Here is a 16,803-nt window from a genome sequence, read left to right as displayed (position 1 = left end):
GATGACCGAAGTTCTCCTCTTCTCCTACGGCACCCTTCAGGATCCGCGGGTGCAGGAGGCGAACTTCGGGCGGCGGCTGGACGGTTCGGTGGACGCCCTGCCGGGCTATGACCGCACCCTGGTCGAAATCACCGATCCGGAAGTCATCGCCGAAAGCGGCCTGACTCATCATCCGATCGTCCGCCCGACGGCCGATGGCGGCGGGCGGATCGACGGCACGGTTTTCCACATCACCGAAGCCGAGCTTCGCGCCGCTGACGACTATGAGGTCGACGACTACCACCGCATTCTCGTGACACTGCAATCCGGGCGGGTCGCCTGGGTCTATGTCGCCCGTTCATAGTCTGCTAGCAGCCCATCAATGGCGAAGATCACCTACATCGAGCATGACGGCCGCGAGCACGTCGTCGAGGTCAAGAACGGCCTCAGCGTCATGGAAGGCGCGATCCGGAACAATGTGCCCGGGATCGACGCCGACTGCGGTGGGGCCTGCGCCTGCGCGACCTGCCATGTCTACGTCGACGAGGCCTTCACCGCTGAGACCGGAAGGGCCTCGGCGATGGAGGAGTCGATGCTGGACTTCGCCGAGAACGTCCAGCCGAACAGCCGCCTGTCGTGCCAGATCCGCGTGTCGGACGATCTGGACGGCCTGATCGTGCGGCTGCCGGAAAACCAGCACTGACCGACGCCCGGCCCGATCTGGTCGCGCTGATCGGCGGCCTGATCGCCGCCGGACCGAAGGATCGTCCGCCCCTGATCGGGATCGCCGGGTCGCAGGGCTCGGGCAAGACGACTCTGGCGCGGGCCGCGGCGAAGGCCTTCGGGGCGGTGCAGATCTCGCTGGACGACGTCTACCTGACCCGGGCCGAACGCGAGGCCATGGCGCGGAAGGTCCATCCCCTGTTCGCGGTCCGGGGACCGCCGGGGACTCATGACCTGAGGCTGCTGGAGCGTACGGTGACGAGCCTGTCCGCGGCGGCACCGGACGACACGACCCCGATCCCGGCCTTCGACAAGCTGACGGACGACCGCGTGCCCGAACAGGACTGGACGCCTTTCAGAGGACGGCCGGCGGCGATCCTGATCGACGGATGGTGCCTCGGCGCGGTCGCCCAGGACGGCGCTTCCCTGATCGAACCCCTGAACCCGCTCGAACGGGACCAGGATTCGGACGGTGTCTGGCGCAGGGCCGTGAACGGTTTCACCGGCGGGACCTACCGGGCGCTGGCCGAGCGGCTGGACGCGCGCGTATTCCTCCAAGCGCCGGGGTTCGAGGTGGTCCTGGACTGGCGCTGCGAGCAGGAAGAGACGTTACGGGGCAGGGCCCTGACCGGGGCGGAACGCGGCCGGATCGCGGATTTCATCCAGGCCTTCGAACGCCTGACCCGCCATATGATCGACGGCGGCGTGCGCGCGGACGTGGTGGTGAAACTGGATCGAAACCGATTGCCGGTCACGGTGTCCGCATGAGTTCCCAGGACCGCCGTTTTGAACCGCGCTCGCCCGCCAATGCGCGCGGAATCGTCGTCGCGCCCGGGCTCGAGATGCCGTGTCTGATCGCGGACGTGTCCGGCGCCGGACTGAAGGTTCGTCTGGACCGCAAGCTGGCCCTGCCGCCCCAGGTGCAGGTGGTGGACATCGCCCAGGGCGTCGCCATCGAAGCCGACGTGGCCTGGTCGAAAGGGCAGGAGGCGGGATTGAAACGAAAGGGCCAGTCCAGCCTGCGCGGACTGACCCCCTCGCGTTTCGCGGCGGCCCGCGCCGCCTTCCTGAGAGCCGGCGGGCGCTAGTTCGCCAGGGTTCGCGTCATGAAGGCCACGACCTGGGGCCAGGCGTCCTGGCGCGCCGCCGCATCGGCCTCGGGCGACCCGCCGCTGCGGTTCGCCTGACGCACTCCGCCGTCGCCCACGAGGTCGTGACCGGCGTCCGGATAGACCAGGGCGGTGGTCTCAAGACTCGCTGCGCTCCGTGAACGGACGATGTTGCTCACCGCCGCGGCTGAATCCCACTGGGCGTCCTTGCCGCCGGCGATCAGCAGCAGGGCGCCGGGGTAGGCCTCGACCGGAATGCGGGCCGCAGCCTCCCTCTCGGGATGATCGGTGCGGCCGTTGGCGTGGATGGCGCGCAGGTCGGCGGCGGGTCCCGCCAGCAGGCCCTCGACAAAGCCGCGATAGGGCATGAAGGGCAGCGCCTGGCCGCCGAATGAGAAGGACGACCGCGTGCCCTCGGCCTCCACCATTTCCAGACCCCAGCCCTCCCAGACCACGTCGGTGGGGGCGTAGGCGACGACGCTGTCGATCCACGGATAGCGGCTGGCGGCGATCAGGGCGAACTCGGCCCCCTTGGAGGCGCCGAACAGGCCGAAGCGCTCGACGTCAGCGCCCGGCATGCCGCTCAGGGTCTCGCGCAGGTCGGCGATCTGGTCGACGCGGATGTCGATGAAGCTGCCCGGCAGGTCTGGGAATTTCGGCGGCGGACCATACTCGCCCCAGTTCGGCGAATAGTAGGGCAGGCCGACGGCGGCATAGCCCATGCGGGCCAGGATGGGGCCGAAGCGGGTGCTCGCCTCGTCATTGCCGTCCGCGCCGTGGAGGATGACCACCACAGGCTTCGGGGCCTCGCCCACGGTATAGAGGACCGCGTGCGGGAAGCCCGCGATAGGGCGCTCGGTCACGGTTTGAGCCGCCGCCACGCCCCCGAAGGCCAGCAAGACGAAGGCGGCCAGAAGTCCGGCCATTCGATGAAGCATCTGGAATTCCCCCGGCGGATCATCCGCCTTCATGGAGTAGTCGTCGCCGGGGGAGCCTTTGGATGCAACCTCAGCCGCGTTCGCTGTCCATGTGCTTCATCTGGGCTTCCGGATAGCGGGATCCGGCGGCCGAGCCCTTGGGCGCGGCGGCCTCCAGCGCGGCGAGATCGGCGGGCGTCAGGACGGCGTCGAGCGAGCCCAGCGCTTCCGTCAGGCGCTCGCGGGTGCGGGCGCCGATGACCGGGACGATGTCATCGCCCTGCGCCGCCACCCAGGCGATGGCCGCCTGGGCGACCGTCAGGCCACGCCCCTCGGCGACGCCGCGAAGGGCGTCCACCAGGGCCAGATTGCGGTCCAGGTTTTCACCCTGGAAGCGCGGGCTCATGGCGCGGAAATCCCGACCCAGCGCGCGGTCCTTGGACCAGTGGCCGCTGATCAGGCCCCGCGACAGCACGCCGTAGGCAGTAACGCCGACGCCCAGCTCGCGACAGGTCGGCAGGATGTCATCCTCGATGCCGCGCGAGATCAGCGAATACTCGATCTGCAGATCGACGATAGGAGCGACGGCGGCGGCCCGGCGGATGGTTTCCGCCCCGACCTCGGACAGGCCGATATGCCGGATCCAGCCCTTCTCGACCATGCGGACCAGCGCGCCGATGGTCTCCTCGATCGGCACAGCCGGGTCCAGGCGGGCCGGGCGATAGATGTCGATGTGGTCCACCCCCAGCCGCTGCAGAGAATAGGCGACGAAATTGTAGAGGGCCTCGGGACGGCTGTCGTAGCCGTTGAAGGCACCGTCGGGGTCGCGCAGGGCGCCGGTCTTGACGCTGAGGATGACGGCGTCGCGGTCGCGGCCCTTCAGGGCCTCGCCGATCAGCATCTCGTTGTGGCCCATGCCGTAGAAGTCGCCGGTGTCGAGCAGGGTGATCCCCTGGTCGAGGGCTGCATGGATGGTGGCGATGCTCTCGGCGCGGTCGGCAGGGCCATACATGCCGGACATGCCCATGCAGCCGAGGCCGAGGGCGGATGTTTCAGGACCGGTGCGGCCGAGCCGGCGGGTAGGGAGGGAAGCGGTCATCGAGGATCTCCTTATCGGTGGAGCGATATGTGCGCCCTTCCCCGCCGTTCGATAATCCGCCAATGTCCGCATGAGCCGTTCGGAATAGCGAACAATGAATCCCTCCTACGACGATCTGGCCTTGCTGGCCGCGGTGATCCGCCATCGCGGGTTCCGCCGGGCGGCGGCCGAGGCGGGGGTGTCGCCGTCCAGCCTGAGCGAGCGCGTCCGGGCGCTGGAGGATCGGCTGGGCGTCCGGCTGCTCAACCGGACCACCCGCAGCGTCAGCCCGACCGAGGCGGGGGAGGCGCTGATGGCGCGGATCGGTCCGGCGCTGGAGGATCTGGCCCAGGCGGTGGCGGCGACCGGCCTGCCGGCCGACGCGCCGGTCGGGCGATTGCGGATCAATGCGCCGGGCGCGGCGGATACGGCGCTGGGGCCGCTGATCGCACCCTTCCTGGCGACCCACCCGGGCGTGCAGATGGAGATCGTGATCGACAACGCCTTCACCGATGTGGTCGGCGAGGGCTTCGACGCGGGCGTGCGCTACGGCGAACGGCTGAACAAGGACATGATCGCCGTGCCGCTGGGCGGGCCCGAGCGCTTCGTGCTGGTCGCCGCGCCCGCGCTGCTGGACCGGGTCGGGCGGCCGGAACGCCCGGAGGATCTGGCGTCCCTGCCCTGCCTGCGGATGCGGCTGCCCGGCGGGGTCATGGCGTGGGAGTTCGAGAAGGACGGGCGGACAGTCCGCATCCAGCCGCAGGGGCCCCTGACGATCAGCGACGCGTCAATGGCCCGGACCGCGGCGCTGGACGGGCTGGGCTTCTTCGCCACCTTCGAGGCCTGGGCGCGCAACGACATCGCCGACGGACGGCTGGTGTCCCTGTTCGAGGACTGGCTGCCGCCCTTCGACGGGCCCTTCCTCTATTATCCGTCGCGGCGACATGCGCCGCCGGCGCTGGCGGCCTTCGTCGCGTTCGTCCGGGAGCGGAACAGGGTGCGAGGGTAGGCTGTAAGACTCTCCCCCCCCTTTGTGGGAAGGGATGTCGGCGCGAAGCGACGACAGGGCGGGGGACGACGGGGCAGTTTCTCCTTGCGAGGGGGCCCCACCCGGCCTCGCATCGCTCGGCCACCCTCCCCAGGAGGGGAGGGAGAACTACACCCCGTCCGGCATCGTCCCTGCGTTGATGGCGATACGGCCGATCAGGCCCTTGACGATCAGGTCCAGCGCCGAACCCTCGCGGTAGTCGGCGGCAGCGACGAAATTGACCCGGTCCTCGGAGATCAGGGAGTAGATTTTCTTCTGATCCTTCTCGTTGAAGCGCGGGTCGTAGACCGCGATCGAGAAGCCACCCTTGGTGTGCATCATCTTCATGGTCGGGACATCGGTGTCCCCGTCACCGAGGAAGATCATCCGCTCGAACGGCACGGGCCGGTCGTCGTCGGCCATGAATTTGTTGATCTTGTCGTGCTCCCAGTGGTTCAGCACGCCCTTGTTGATGCGGAACAGATACTGGGTCTTGGTGGTGTAGTTGACGCCCACCGCAGGCCAGATCGCGACGCCGTGCTCGTCATAGACAAACTTGGACGCGAACACGTGGTGGAACTCGTCCCGGATCGGGCAGCCGTCGATCATCTCCTCCAGCCCGGCGGAGATGATGTAGTGCTCGATGTCGAGGCCGTACTCGGCGCCCTTGGCGTTGATCCGATCGAACCAGCCCTTGCCGGTCAGGTCGTTCTTCAGACCGTCGAACAGCTTCACGTCCTGGCCGTGCTCGCGCAGGGTGTCGCGGGTGATCGGCGCATCGTTCTGGCGCGCGTGGGCCAGCATCAACTGCATGTACATCAGGATGCCGTCGCCGTCGGCGGCCTTGGTCAGGGCTTCGGCCTCGGCCCAGAAGTCGCCGATTCCCATCCCGATCGAGGGGATGAAGGTGACCTCCTGCATGTTGCCACGCGCGAGGGTGCCGTCGAAATCATAGATGAGGGCGGTTTTCAGAAGCTTCGTCATGCCGGGTTCTTATTCTTCCACTCGACCGCGCGCCAGCGCCGCCAAGAGATGACCAAACCTTAAGTACCTCCGTGACGGTCCTCTGTCATAGTTCGACTGTCCTACGGAGCCGCTTATGCCCTCGAAGCCTGCTTTCGCCCGTACCCTGATCGCCGCCGGCGCTCTCACCGCGACCGTCCTTTGCGGCGCCGCCATCCAGGCTTCGGCTCAGACCCCCGTCGCGCGGGCTTCCGGCGGCGGGTTGGTCGATACCGCCCGCACCGGGGATACGCGCGCAGCCGCGGTCTTCATCGCTCACGGCGCCGATGTGAATACAGGCCGGGACCACGACGGCACGCCCCTGATCGTGGCCGCCCGGAACGGCGATCTCGTCATGGCGCGCTTCCTGGTCGGGCAAGGCGCTGAAGTCGATCGTCCGATGAAGGGCGATGGAAATCCCCTGATCGCCGCCGCCGCCAATGGTCGGGCCGAGATGGCGGACTACCTGATCAGCCTCGGGGCCGATGTGAACGCCGTCGTCCCGGATGACGAGACACCCCTGATCAACGCGGCGCGCGAAGGCCATCTGGATGTTGTGCGACAGCTTGTGGCGGCCGGTGCGGACGTCAACCTGGCCGTGCCGGTCACCCTGAACTCCGGCGCCACGGAAATCCGCTCCCCCCTCAGCCAGGCGCGTCGCAATCGCCACGCGGCTGTCGTCGCCTATCTGGTCAGCCAGGGCGCGCGGAGCTAACGCTTCAGCCGAGCCGCAACTCCGGCGGGGCCGCCACGCCCGCCGCTTCCAGCGGCAGGTGCAGGATGAAGGCGGCGCCCTTGCCCGGCTCGCTCTCGACCTCGGCCCAGCCGCCGTGCAGCTCGACGAGCGCCTTCACCAGAGCCAGGCCGACGCCCGGACCGCCGCGCTCGCGCCGGACGAAGCGGTCAAAGACGTGGGCCTGCAGGTGATAGGGAATGCCCCGCCCGGTGTCCTCCACACGGATGCGGACCTCGGCCGGCGCGCCTTCTGCGATCAGGCTGACGCCGCCGCCGTCGCCCACCGCGCGGGCGGCGTTGTCCAGCAGGTGTTCCAGCGCCTGACCGACCCGCTGGGCGTCGGCGCGGATAGGGCGCAGCCCGGCCGGGCAAGCGACCGTCAGCGTCGCGCCTCGACCCTCGATCCGTGCACGGACCTTGTCGGCCGCCGTATCCAGCAGGTCGCAGACCCGGACGTCGCCGAGGGTCAGCTCCATCTCCCCGGCGTCGATCTGGGCCATGTCCAGGACATCGTCGATGGAGCTGGCCAGCTGGCTGGCGGCGACGCGGATGGCCCCCGCGTGCTGGCGGCTGCGCTCGGGCAGCTCGCCCTGCAGCTCCAGGAGTTCGGAATAGCCGACGATGGTCGTCAGCGGGGTGCGCAGCTCGTAGGAGACGCTGCCCACGAACTCGCGTTTCAGGGCGGTGGATTCCTCCAGCGCCTGGGCCTTTGCGGCCAGCGCCTGCTCCAGATCGCGGCGGGCGGTGACGTCGGAGAAGGCGACCAGGGTCGCGCCATCCGGAAGGGGACGGGTCTGCCATGAGGCGACGCGGCCGTCGGCGGTGCGGCCCTCGCCTGAGATCGGCACACGGCTTTCCGGATCCGGATCGGCGACCCGGGCCTTGAGGCCCAGCCACAGGCTGGGATCGGGCATGGTGGTTTGGCAAAGGGCCGCTACGGCGTCGAAGTCGCCGGCGGCGCGCAGCTGATCGCCGCTGACGCCCCAGAAGGTCTCGAAGGCCTCGTTGTGCAGCCGGATGCGGCCGTCCGACCCGAACACGGCGACGGCGTCGTTCAGCTTGTCGAGGGTGGCGGTCTGGACCTGGATCTGTGCGTTGAAGCGGCTGCGCAGCTTCAGCTCGTCAGTGATGTCCGAGAACAGCAGCAGGACGCCGCCCAGCGGATGGGGCTGGCGCACCATGCGCAGGGTGCGGCCGTCAGGCAGGGACCAGCTGTCGTCCGGGGCGGCGGCGGCCGCGCCGTAGAAGTCCAGTTCGCGCGCCTTCCACCCGGCGTAGTCGACGACCTCGGGCAGCAGCCGGCGCTGACGCAGGCGGTCCAGCAGTTCGGCGTGGGTCGGGCGCTCGTCGAGCCAGGCGGGGTCCAGGCTGAACAGGGACTGGAAGGCGGTGTTGTGGAACGCCAGCCGCTTGGACGGGCCGAAGATGGCGACCGCGTCGGCGAGGTGGTTCAGGGTCTCGTCATGCGCCTCGACGTGACGGCGCAGGGTGTCGCGCGTCTCTTCCGCCTCGGTCATGTCCAGGGCGAAGGCCAGCACGCCGCCGCCCGGCGCGGGCTCGGCCACGATGCGCCAGGCCCGGCGGCGACCGCCGCCCGTGGTCCAGCGGAAGCCTTCCTGACGCTGATGCAGGCGCCCCGCCTCGGCGACGATGGCGTCGGCCCCGCGGTCGAAGGTCAGACCCTTGTCGCGGGCGGCCTCGGCGGTCTCGACCTTCATCTCGGCCAGCCAGGCGCGGTTGGCCCAGGCCAGGCGTCCGCCCGCATCGACCACCCAGGTCGGGGCCGGATAGTAGTCGGCCAGCAGGCCCAGGCCGCTCTCGGCCGCCGTGCCGATCAGGCCCAGACGCGACAGGCGCAGCCAGGCGGCGCCCGCGGCCGACCGCCCCTCCACGGCCCAGGCGCCGGACTGGCCCTCCAGCACGGCGTCGAAGGCCTCGCCCCGGTCGATCAGGCCGTCCAGGCGCGCGCCGGCGGCGGCGCGGACGGCGTCCAGCACGACCAGGACAGGGTCGGAGGCAACCACATCCGAGTCCGTCATCAGATCACGGACGATCACGTCCCAGGTGGCGGGCGACCCCAGCCGGTCGGCTCCGCCGCCCGGGGTCAGGGCGATGCGCACGTCCTCGAAGGCGGCCAGCGCGCCGTCTCGGGCGGAGATGTCGGCGTGGGCGCGGCCCATGGCCGCCTCGAGCACGCGGTTGCGATCGGCCAGCCGCCCACGCAGCCGCGCGGCCCAAGCGCTGAGCGCCAGGGCGAGGCCCGCGGCGCCCGCGGTCGCGACATAGGCGATGTCCGCCTCGGCCATTGTGTGTCGATCAGCTCCCACGCTCCGATTCGGTAACCATACCGCATGGGGGGCGAGGGGCTAGGGAGTTAGGCGGCGGGATGGTGCGACGCTCTGGACCGACCCCGCGACCGCTTTACCTGTTGCCTGCCGCCCGTCGCCTGCTCACTTATCCTGCATGCCCTCCCCCTGGACCGACCAACTCGCCCCCTCCCTCGAGGATTTCGCCCGGCTGGCGCGCGAGGCGTTCGACGCCCTGCCCGAACCGTTCAAGGGATTGGCCGGAGACGTGGTCATCCGCGTCGACGACTTCGCCAGCGACGAGGTGCTGGCGGGGTTCGGGATGGAGGACCCGTTCGAGCTGACGGGCCTGTACCACGGCGTCGATATCGGCCTGAGGGACAGCATGGGCCCAGCCGCCGAGCCCTCGCGCATCTTCCTGTACCGCCGCCCGATCCTGGACGAATGGTGCGAGCGTGGCGACGTGGGGCTGAGCGAGATCATCGCCCACGTCCTGATCCATGAAATCGGGCACCACTTCGGCCTGGACGACGACCAGATCCACCACATCGAAGATGAGGCGGATTGAACCATGACGCCGTCCTCCGGCCAGATCACCGTCGGAAGCCTCTCGCAGGCTCGAAAGCACAAGCGGGCCTTCGGAGCGGTCATCACTCTTGAGGATCCTGGCGCTCGACCGGCGAACCGACTGCGCTTCACTCGAAAGCCGGCGCCCCCACACCTCGTCCTGGCCTTTGAAGATGTCGATGACGATACGCTCGGTCTGGCGGTCGCGACCAGAGAACAGGTCGAGCGCGCCCTGAAGTTCGCCCGGGACAATCGGGACGTCGCATTGCTGGTGCACTGCTTCCATGGCGTCGGTCGTTCGGCGGCGATCGCGCTGGCCGTGATCGCGGATCGGTTGGGTCCGGGTCGGGAGCCCGACGCTGTCGAACAACTCATCGCCATTCGACCGCAGGCCACACCGAACCTTGTCGTGATCGAACATGCGGATCGCCTGTTGGGCCGTGACGGACGGCTTGCCAGGGCGGTTGCAGATTGGGAGAGAACGACCACGCACATGGCCGACGCCCGTCAAGCTCGCCATCGCTTGGCGACAGAGCGACCCGAGCTCTACGCCCGCCTCCTGCCCCCGCCTTAAAACCAGCGCGATCTGTGGTATAAGGCAGGTCTCCCAATCCCGAAGGATGCCGCCTTGAGCCTGACGCTCGATCTATCGCGCACGACCGCGACCCCGTCCACGGCCCCCGTCAACCTGTCCGGTTTGACGCGCGCGGAGCTGCGGCAGGCGCTGGTCGACGCCGGGGTCTGTCCGCCCGAGAAGGCCAAGATGCGGGCGTCGCAGGTGTGGGGCTGGATCCACCACTACGGCGTCACCGACTTCGCGGCGATGAGCAATGTCGCCAAGGACATGCAGGCCAAGCTGGCCGAGGCCTTCACCCTGGCCCGCCCCGAGATCGTCGAGCGGCAGGTGTCCAAGGACGGCACCCGCAAATGGCTGATCCGCACCGCGCCGGGCATCGAGATCGAGACCGTCTATATCCCCGACGTGGGCCGCGCGGGCGCCCTGTGCGTGTCGTCGCAGGTGGGCTGCACGCTCAACTGCACCTTCTGCCACACCGGCACCCAGAAGCTGGTGCGCAACCTGACCGCCGCCGAGATCGTGGCCCAGGTGCAGGTCGCCCGCGACGACCTGGGTGAATGGCCGTCGCCCAAGGAAGACCGCCGCCTGTCGAACATCGTGTTCATGGGCATGGGCGAGCCGCTGTACAATCTGGACCACGTCGCCAACGCCATCGACATCATCTCCGACAACGAGGGCATCGCCATCTCGCGCCGCCGGATCACGGTGTCGACGTCGGGCGTGGTCCCCAAGATCGCGGAACTGGGCGAGAAGACCCAGACCATGCTGGCGATCAGCCTGCACGCCACCAACGACCCGCTGCGCGACGTGCTGGTGCCGCTGAACAAGAAATACCCGCTGGAACAGCTGATGGCGGCGATCCGGGCCTATCCGGGCCTGTCCAACGCGCGCCGCGTGACCTTTGAGTACGTGATGCTGAAGGGCGTCAACGACAGTCCCGAGGAAGCGCGCGCCCTGATGAAGCTAATTGAGGGCATCCCGGCCAAGATCAACCTGATCCCGTTCAACCCCTGGCCCGGCACGGACTATGAGTGCTCGGACTGGAAGACGATCGAGCGCTTCGCGGCCATCCTGAACAAGGCCGGCTACGCCAGCCCGATCCGCACGCCGCGCGGCCGCGACATCCTGGCCGCCTGCGGTCAGCTGAAGTCCGAGAGCGAGAAGGTGCGGGCGAGCGCCTTGCGCAAAGCTGGCGCGGACGACAGTGCGAGCGCGGAAGCCGCCTGAGCCTGGCAAGTGATTAGTGGCTAGTGATTAGTGGGTCGATGCGGACGCGCCGGTGGTCGGTCCGTTGGCTGGGATGCCTGATCCAACCAACCACTAATCACTAACCACTAATCACTCCCCCAGACACACCCCGTCACCAATCTTGACCACCTGTGGCTTCCACGCGCTTGCGGATTGGGGCGAAAAACGGGCAATCGTTTTCGACCCCCTGACCAGCCGGACTCCCATGGACTCCTCGTCCCTTTCCAATGTGCTCGAAAGCGCCGAGGTGCAGGCCTTCGCGACCGGTTTCCCGACCACGATGGCCCATCTGGCCGTCACCCTCGGCCTGCTGCTGGTCGGAGCCGTGGTCTACGCCCTGTTCACCCCGTGGAAGGAGATCGCGCTCATCCGTGAGGGCAACGCCGCCGCCGCCGTGGCCTTCGCCGGGGTTCTGGTCGGCCTGGCCGTGCCGCTGGCGGTCTCGCTCAGCGTGTCCACCTCGATCAAGGACATCGCCCTGTGGGGTGTGGCGACCCTGGCGTTGCAGCTGCTGGCCTTCCGCGTCGTCGATCTGCTGCTGACCGGCCTGCCCCAGCGCATCCGCGAGGGCGAGGTGTCCGCCGCCGTCCTGCTGGTCGGCGCCAAGCTGGCGACCGCGGTGATCCTCGCGGCGGCTCTCACGGGCTGATCGGATGCGGGTTCCCGACTGGCTGATCTATTCGTCGGTGCTTGGAGCCCTTCTGGTCGCGTCGCTGGCGCATCGCGAGAACGCGGACGCCCCGGCCGCGCCGGCCGCTCCGGACGACGTCGAAGGCGCCCTGCTGGGACCGGTGACGCCCTTCGATCCGGCCGTCACCGTCAACGCTCCCGACATTCCCTTCCAGCCCAGCACGGGCACCGCCTTCTCCATCGCCCGATCGGGCCGCTGGGTGACCGCCCGCCACGTGGTCGAAGGCTGCCGCCGCCCTGCCATCATGGTGGGCGGCGGGCGGGCCGTGGCCGCCGACGTGCGCTTGGCCGCCCGGGCCGACATCGCCGTGCTGGAAACCGCCGGCGGTCCCCCTGCCCTGCCGATCGCCCCGCCCGGCACGCTGCGCGCGGGTCAGAGAGGCTTCCACCCCGGCTTTCCGCAGGCGCGGGCGGGCGAGGTGACCTCGCGCCTGCTGGGTCGGGAGACCCTGAACATTCGCGGTCGCGGCGAACGCTCCGAGCCGGTTCTGGTCTGGGCCGAGGTCGGCCGGACCGACGGGCTGGGCGGGACCCTTGCAGGGCTGTCGGGCGCACCGGTGATGGATCGTCAGGGCCGGGTGGTCGGGGTGACCATCGCCGAAAGCCCGCGCCGCGGGCGCATCTACACGACCGCGCCCGACACCTTCCTGCCGGCGATGCGCGGGGTCCAGAAGGCCGACGAGCCCCTGACCAGCCGCGCGGTCACGATCGACAACTACTTCCTCGTCGCCGACAACCTGCGCCGCGACCTGCGGGTGGCGCGGGTGGTGTGTCTGTCGGTCTAGGCGAATGACGGGGTGATCTCTCCCTCCCCTCATGGGGAGGGTGGACCGCGCAGCCGGACGGGTGGGGAGCGGCCGTAAGGTCCCCCACCCTGTCGTCGCTGACGCGCCGCGCCGACATCCCTCCCCATGAAGGGGAGGGAGATCCGTATCCCTACTTCAGCGCCGCCGTATCGAGGTCGAGGTCGGTCAGCGGGATGACCTCGACGTTCGGGTGTTTGGCGCGCAGGGCCTCGAGGAATTTCGAGGCGTCGCCGACGATCACCAGGCTGGCGTTCGAGGCGGGCAGATGCTCGGCGAAGGCGGCCTGCACCTGATCGGGCGTGATCGCCTCGACCCGCCCGACATAGGCGGCAAGGTCGCTCATCGGCAGGTCGTAGAGGGCCAGGCCGGCCACCAGACCGCCCAGGCCGTCGACGGTCTCCAGCGAGCTGCCGAAGCCGCCCGACAGGATGGCCTGGCGCGTGGTCATCTCGCTGTCGGTCGGACGGCTGTTCGACAGGCGGGCGATCTCGGCCAGGATCAGGTCGGACACCTCGACCGCGGCGTCGTTGCGGGTCTGGGCCGAGGCGACGAAGGCGCCCTGGTCCTGACGGACGCCCATGTTCGAGCGCGTGCCGTAGCTGAGGCCGCGCTTGATGCGGATTTCCTGGTTGAGGCGCGAGGTGAAGCTGCCGCCCAGCAGGGTGTTGCCCAGCGTCAGCGGGAAGTAGTCGCTGTCGCTGCGGGCGATGCTGCGCATGGCGACATAGACCGCCGCCTGACCGGCGCCCGGCTGGTCGATGACCACCACGCGCGGGGTCGTGACCGCGCCCGCCGGATGGGCGCGCGGGGCCGGCGCCGGCCCGGTGGCGCGCCAGTCGCCGAAGGCCTGTTCCGCCAGGGTGCGGGCCTGGGCCACGGTGATGTCGCCCGAGAAGATCAGGCGGGCGGTCTCCGGCCGGTACCGGCTGGCGTGGAAGGCGACCACGTCCTCGCGGGTCAGGCCCGGAAGGCTGTCGGGCGTGCCGCCCGAAGGCGATCCATAGGGCGCGTCGCCGTAAACGAGACGGCCGGCGGCCATGGCGGCGACCGGACCGGGCGAGCTGAGCTGCACGCGCAGGCCGTCCAGCGACTGGTCGCGCTGACGTTCGACCTCTTCGGCGGCGAAGTCCGGACGGCGCACCAGATCGGCCATCAGGCCCAGCACGCGCGGGAAGACGTCGGACGGCGCATTGGCCGAAACGTTGGAGAAGTCCGGGCCGGACGAGGCGCCGACCTGGGCCCCCAGCTGTTCGATCTCGGCGGCGATCTCCGGCGCGGAACGGCCGGCGGCGCCCTGGGTCAGCAGACCCGCGGTCAGCACCGACAGACCGGACTTGGCGCCGTCGTCCGCCGACCCGACGGCGAGGCCCAGACGGGCCGAGATCAGCGGCATGCCCGGCTTGTGGGCGACATAGACCTCCAGGCCGTTGGCGAGGGTGAAGGTCTCGACCGCCGGGGTGGCCAGATCCACCGCCGGACCGGCGGCCGGGATCGCGACGCGCTGGGCCTCGGGCAGCAGTTCAAAGATGCGGCCGACCGGAGCCAGGTCGGCGACCTTGACCGGAGCTTCGACGTCGACGGACTGGGCCGTGGCCGGGTGCTGGTCGTCGGCGTTCAGGTAGCGGATGGCGATGCTGCGCTGATCCGTCAGATAGCGGCGGGCGACGCGCTGGATGTCGGCGGCGGTCACCGCCTGCAGGGCCGCGACCTCGCGGTCGGCGGCGGCCGCGTCGCCGGTATTGATCAGCGACCAGCCCAGCGCGCTGGCGCGGTCCTCAACCGTCTCGCGGTCGCGCAGGGCGCCGGCGACGAGTTCGTTCTTGGCCTCGGTCAGCTCGGCCTCGGTGACCGGGGCGTCGCGCAGGCGAGCGACTTCGGCGCGCAGCGAGGCCAGACCGGCCTCAGGCGTCTCGCCCTCGGCCATGATGGCGTAGGTGACGACGGCGCCGGCCTGCTGGCTGGCGTCGAGGCTCGAGCTGGCCTGGGTGGCGATCTTCTGGTCGTAGATCAGGGCCTGGTACAGGCGCGAGCTCTCGCCGGTCGACAGGATGCCGTCCAGCATCGTCAGGGCGGCGCGGTCCGGATCGTCGTAGCGCACCGCCGGCCAGGCCAGCACCACGGCGGGCAGGGGCACGTTGGGTGCATAGAAGGTGGTCTCGCGCGGAGCCGTCGGCTCCGGCTCGCGCACATTATTGACCGGCAGCGGGCGCGACGGATTGGTCAGCGGGCCGAAATACTGGTCGATCCAGCCGTCCAACTGGGCTTGGTCGAAATTGCCCGCCACGATCAGATAGGCGTTGTCCGGGCGGTAGTAGGTAGCGTGGAAGCGGCGCACGTCCTCGATGGTGGCGGCGTCGAGGTTCTCGATCGAGCCGATGGTCGAGCGGCGGTAGGGGTGGTCCTGATAGATGGTCGCCGGAACGAACAGGCTGAACAGGCGGCCGTAGGGGCTGGCCAGGACACCCTGGCGGTATTCCTCCTTCACCACGTCGCGCTCGCTGGCGAAGACCGATTCATTGACCACCAGCGAACCCAGGCGGTCGGCCTCGGCGAAGATCAGGCGCTGCAGGTGGTTGGCCGGAACGGTTTCGTGGTAGGCGGTCACGTCGTCGGAAGTGAAGGCGTTGTTGTTGCCGCCCACGTCCTCGGTCAGGCGGTCAAAGGTCTCGTCCGGGAAGTTCTGCGTCGCCTTGAACATCAGGTGTTCGAACAGGTGGGCGAAGCCCGACCGGTCCTGGGGGTCGTCCTTGGAGCCGACCTTGTACCAGACCTGCACCGTCACGTTGGAGGTCGAGGTGTCCCGCGCCGTATAGATTTTCAGGCCGTTCGGCAGGGTGCGCTCCTGGAAGCCCAGCGGCGGCACCACCACCGAACCGGCGGTCGGGGCGGCGGTCTGCGCGAAGGCCGGCGCGGCGGCGGGCAGGCCGAGCAGCAGGGCCGAGGCGGCGACGGTGAGGATCAGGCGGGTCTTCATGTAGGACAACTCCGGACGCCCGGACGACGGGCGGGGCGACCCTATCAGGGCCGATCCGGGGCGCACCTTACAGAGTGGTAATGAAGCCCTCAGTCGAGGGTCAGGGCCTCAGCCAGCAGCTTCGCCTCCGCCGCGCGGCTGGAGCCGGTGCGCCAGGCGACCACAATCTCGCGGCGGGGCGCCTTGGCGGCGATGGGCCGGACCACCACGCCGGGCATGTCGGCCAGACCGGCGCGCACCGCCATCTCGGGCAGGAAGCTGACGCCCAGGCCCGACGAGACCATCTGGACCAGGGTGTGCAGGCTGGTGGCGGCGAAGACGTCGTCGCCCTTCGGCGCCTCGATGTCGAAGGCGGCCAGCGCCTGATCGCGCAGGCAGTGGCCGTCCTCCAGCAGGATCAGGTCCTCGGCCTTCAGCGAGCCCGGGGCGATCGGGCCGGGTCCCGCCAGCGCATGGCCCACCGGGGCGGCGGCCAGGATCTCGTCGTCGCCGATGCGCGCGTGGTCGATGCCTGCGGCGCTGTAAGGCAGGGCGATCACCGCGGCGTCCAGGTGGCCGCTCTTCAGCGCCGCGACCAGGCGCGGCGTCAGGTCCTCGCGGATGAACAGGCGCAGGGCCGGATAGTCTCGCTTGATGTCCGGCAGGCGCGCCGGCAGCAGGAAGGGGGCGACGGTCGGGATGACGCCCAGCCGGAACCGGCCCGACAGGGGCTTGCCCGCGTTGCGCGCGGCCTCGACCAGGTCCTCGGTGCGGGCCAGCACATCCTCGGCGCGGCGCACGGCCTCGGCGCCGACGGCGGTCAGCTGGACATTGCCCCGGGTGCGCTCGACGACGGGCGCGCCGAGGATCCGCTCCAGCTCCTGCACGCCCGCGGACAGGGCGGGCTGGCTGACATGCGCGGCTTCGGCGGCGCGGCTGAAGGAGGCGTGCTCGGCGAGAAGGCGCAGATACTGAAGCTGGCGCAGGGTGGGAAGCATGCGAGCGACATAGGCGTTCGCTATAGGGAAAGCCATGGCAATCCACGCCTCCTATGAGGCCGCCCTTCGCGACCGAGGCCGCGAAGGG

Annotated in this window: 17 protein-coding genes; 11 read left to right on the top strand and 6 right to left on the bottom strand. The window is 69.6% G+C overall.

All coding sequences use genetic code 11. From position 1 onward, the window contains the following. Position 1: 1 nt before the first annotated feature. Genes AC07NB_RS14760 through AC07NB_RS14745 form a run of 4 tightly spaced genes read left to right on the top strand, consistent with a single transcriptional unit; the run spans position 2 to position 1,790 of the window. Entirely contained in the window at positions 2-343 is a 342-nt protein-coding gene (locus tag AC07NB_RS14760; protein WP_492312040.1) for a gamma-glutamylcyclotransferase family protein, read from the top strand. Between the two features lie 18 nt (positions 344-361). Continuing rightward, positions 362-682, top strand: coding sequence for a 2Fe-2S iron-sulfur cluster-binding protein (locus tag AC07NB_RS14755; RefSeq protein WP_494570593.1), 321 nt, complete (start codon positions 362-364; stop codon positions 680-682). Continuing rightward, positions 616-1,470 (top strand): kinase, encoded by an 855-nt coding sequence (locus AC07NB_RS14750; protein WP_492312039.1) that lies wholly within the window; start codon positions 616-618, stop codon positions 1,468-1,470. Before AC07NB_RS14755 ends, AC07NB_RS14750 begins: the two co-directional genes overlap by 67 nt. Then, positions 1,467-1,790, top strand: coding sequence for a PilZ domain-containing protein (locus tag AC07NB_RS14745; RefSeq protein ID WP_492312038.1), 324 nt, complete (start codon positions 1,467-1,469; stop codon positions 1,788-1,790). Before AC07NB_RS14750 ends, AC07NB_RS14745 begins: the two co-directional genes overlap by 4 nt. Here the strand turns inward: AC07NB_RS14745 and AC07NB_RS14740 are convergent. Together AC07NB_RS14740 and AC07NB_RS14735 are read right to left on the bottom strand one after the other, a co-directional pair. After that, positions 1,787-2,749, bottom strand: coding sequence for a dienelactone hydrolase family protein (locus AC07NB_RS14740; RefSeq protein WP_492312037.1), 963 nt, complete (start codon positions 2,747-2,749; stop codon positions 1,787-1,789). The genes AC07NB_RS14745 and AC07NB_RS14740 overlap by 4 nt on opposite strands. Positions 2,750-2,819: 70 nt before the next feature. Further along, complete coding sequence (locus tag AC07NB_RS14735; RefSeq protein WP_492312036.1) at positions 2,820-3,827, bottom strand: aldo/keto reductase; 1,008 nt, start codon at positions 3,825-3,827, stop codon at positions 2,820-2,822. Between the two features lie 94 nt (positions 3,828-3,921). Between AC07NB_RS14735 and AC07NB_RS14730 the strand changes: the two genes are divergently transcribed. Beyond that, positions 3,922-4,815: a LysR family transcriptional regulator gene (locus AC07NB_RS14730; protein ID WP_494570592.1), complete on the top strand. Its 894-nt coding sequence runs from the start codon at positions 3,922-3,924 to the stop codon at positions 4,813-4,815. Between the two features lie 147 nt (positions 4,816-4,962). Here the strand turns inward: AC07NB_RS14730 and AC07NB_RS14725 are convergent, their stop codons facing one another. Beyond that, positions 4,963-5,817, bottom strand: a complete 855-nt coding sequence (locus AC07NB_RS14725) for an HAD family hydrolase (RefSeq protein ID WP_492312034.1) — start codon at positions 5,815-5,817, stop codon at positions 4,963-4,965. Positions 5,818-5,932: 115 nt separating this feature from the next. Between AC07NB_RS14725 and AC07NB_RS14720 the strand changes: the two genes are divergently transcribed. Next, positions 5,933-6,550: an ankyrin repeat domain-containing protein gene (locus tag AC07NB_RS14720; RefSeq protein ID WP_492312033.1), complete on the top strand. Its 618-nt coding sequence runs from the start codon at positions 5,933-5,935 to the stop codon at positions 6,548-6,550. Positions 6,551-6,554: 4 nt separating this feature from the next. Here the strand turns inward: AC07NB_RS14720 and AC07NB_RS14715 are convergent, their stop codons facing one another. Beyond that, positions 6,555-8,876, bottom strand: a complete 2,322-nt coding sequence (locus AC07NB_RS14715; RefSeq protein WP_494570591.1) for a PAS domain-containing sensor histidine kinase — start codon at positions 8,874-8,876, stop codon at positions 6,555-6,557. A 157-nt stretch (positions 8,877-9,033) separates the two neighbouring features. On the opposite strand from AC07NB_RS14715, the gene AC07NB_RS14710 reads away from it, so the two are divergent. From AC07NB_RS14710 to AC07NB_RS14690, 5 genes are all read left to right on the top strand, one after another. Further along, positions 9,034-9,444 carry a metallopeptidase family protein gene (locus AC07NB_RS14710; protein WP_494570590.1) on the top strand — a complete coding sequence of 137 codons (411 nt, stop codon included), beginning with the start codon at positions 9,034-9,036 and terminating at the stop codon, positions 9,442-9,444. A gap of 3 nt (positions 9,445-9,447) precedes the next feature. Next, entirely contained in the window at positions 9,448-10,017 is a 570-nt protein-coding gene (locus AC07NB_RS14705; protein WP_494570589.1) for a tyrosine phosphatase family protein, read from the top strand. Positions 10,018-10,071: 54 nt separating this feature from the next. Next, positions 10,072-11,247 carry a dual-specificity RNA methyltransferase RlmN gene (gene rlmN, locus AC07NB_RS14700; RefSeq protein ID WP_494570588.1) on the top strand — a complete coding sequence of 392 codons (1,176 nt, stop codon included), beginning with the start codon at positions 10,072-10,074 and terminating at the stop codon, positions 11,245-11,247. Between the two features lie 226 nt (positions 11,248-11,473). After that, a complete protein-coding gene (locus AC07NB_RS14695) occupies positions 11,474-11,917 on the top strand; it encodes a DUF350 domain-containing protein (RefSeq protein WP_291841064.1) in 444 nt (147 codons plus the stop codon). Between the two features lie 4 nt (positions 11,918-11,921). After that, positions 11,922-12,743: a S1 family peptidase gene (locus AC07NB_RS14690; protein ID WP_291841066.1), complete on the top strand. Its 822-nt coding sequence runs from the start codon at positions 11,922-11,924 to the stop codon at positions 12,741-12,743. A 151-nt stretch (positions 12,744-12,894) separates the two neighbouring features. Here the strand turns inward: AC07NB_RS14690 and AC07NB_RS14685 are convergent, their stop codons facing one another. Both AC07NB_RS14685 and AC07NB_RS14680 read right to left on the bottom strand, forming a co-directional pair. Further along, a complete protein-coding gene (locus AC07NB_RS14685; protein WP_494570587.1) occupies positions 12,895-15,738 on the bottom strand; it encodes a M16 family metallopeptidase in 2,844 nt (947 codons plus the stop codon). Between the two features lie 89 nt (positions 15,739-15,827). After that, on the bottom strand, positions 15,828-16,715 hold the full coding sequence (locus AC07NB_RS14680; protein ID WP_492312713.1) for a hydrogen peroxide-inducible genes activator: 888 nt from the start codon (positions 16,713-16,715) through the stop codon (positions 15,828-15,830). Positions 16,716-16,803: the final 88 nt, after the last annotated feature.

Source organism: Brevundimonas sp. GW821-FHT09G01 (assembly GCF_059416065.1).
The sequence above is the reverse complement of the archived record's forward strand: the minus strand, read 5'-3'. Positions and strand labels throughout refer to the sequence as shown.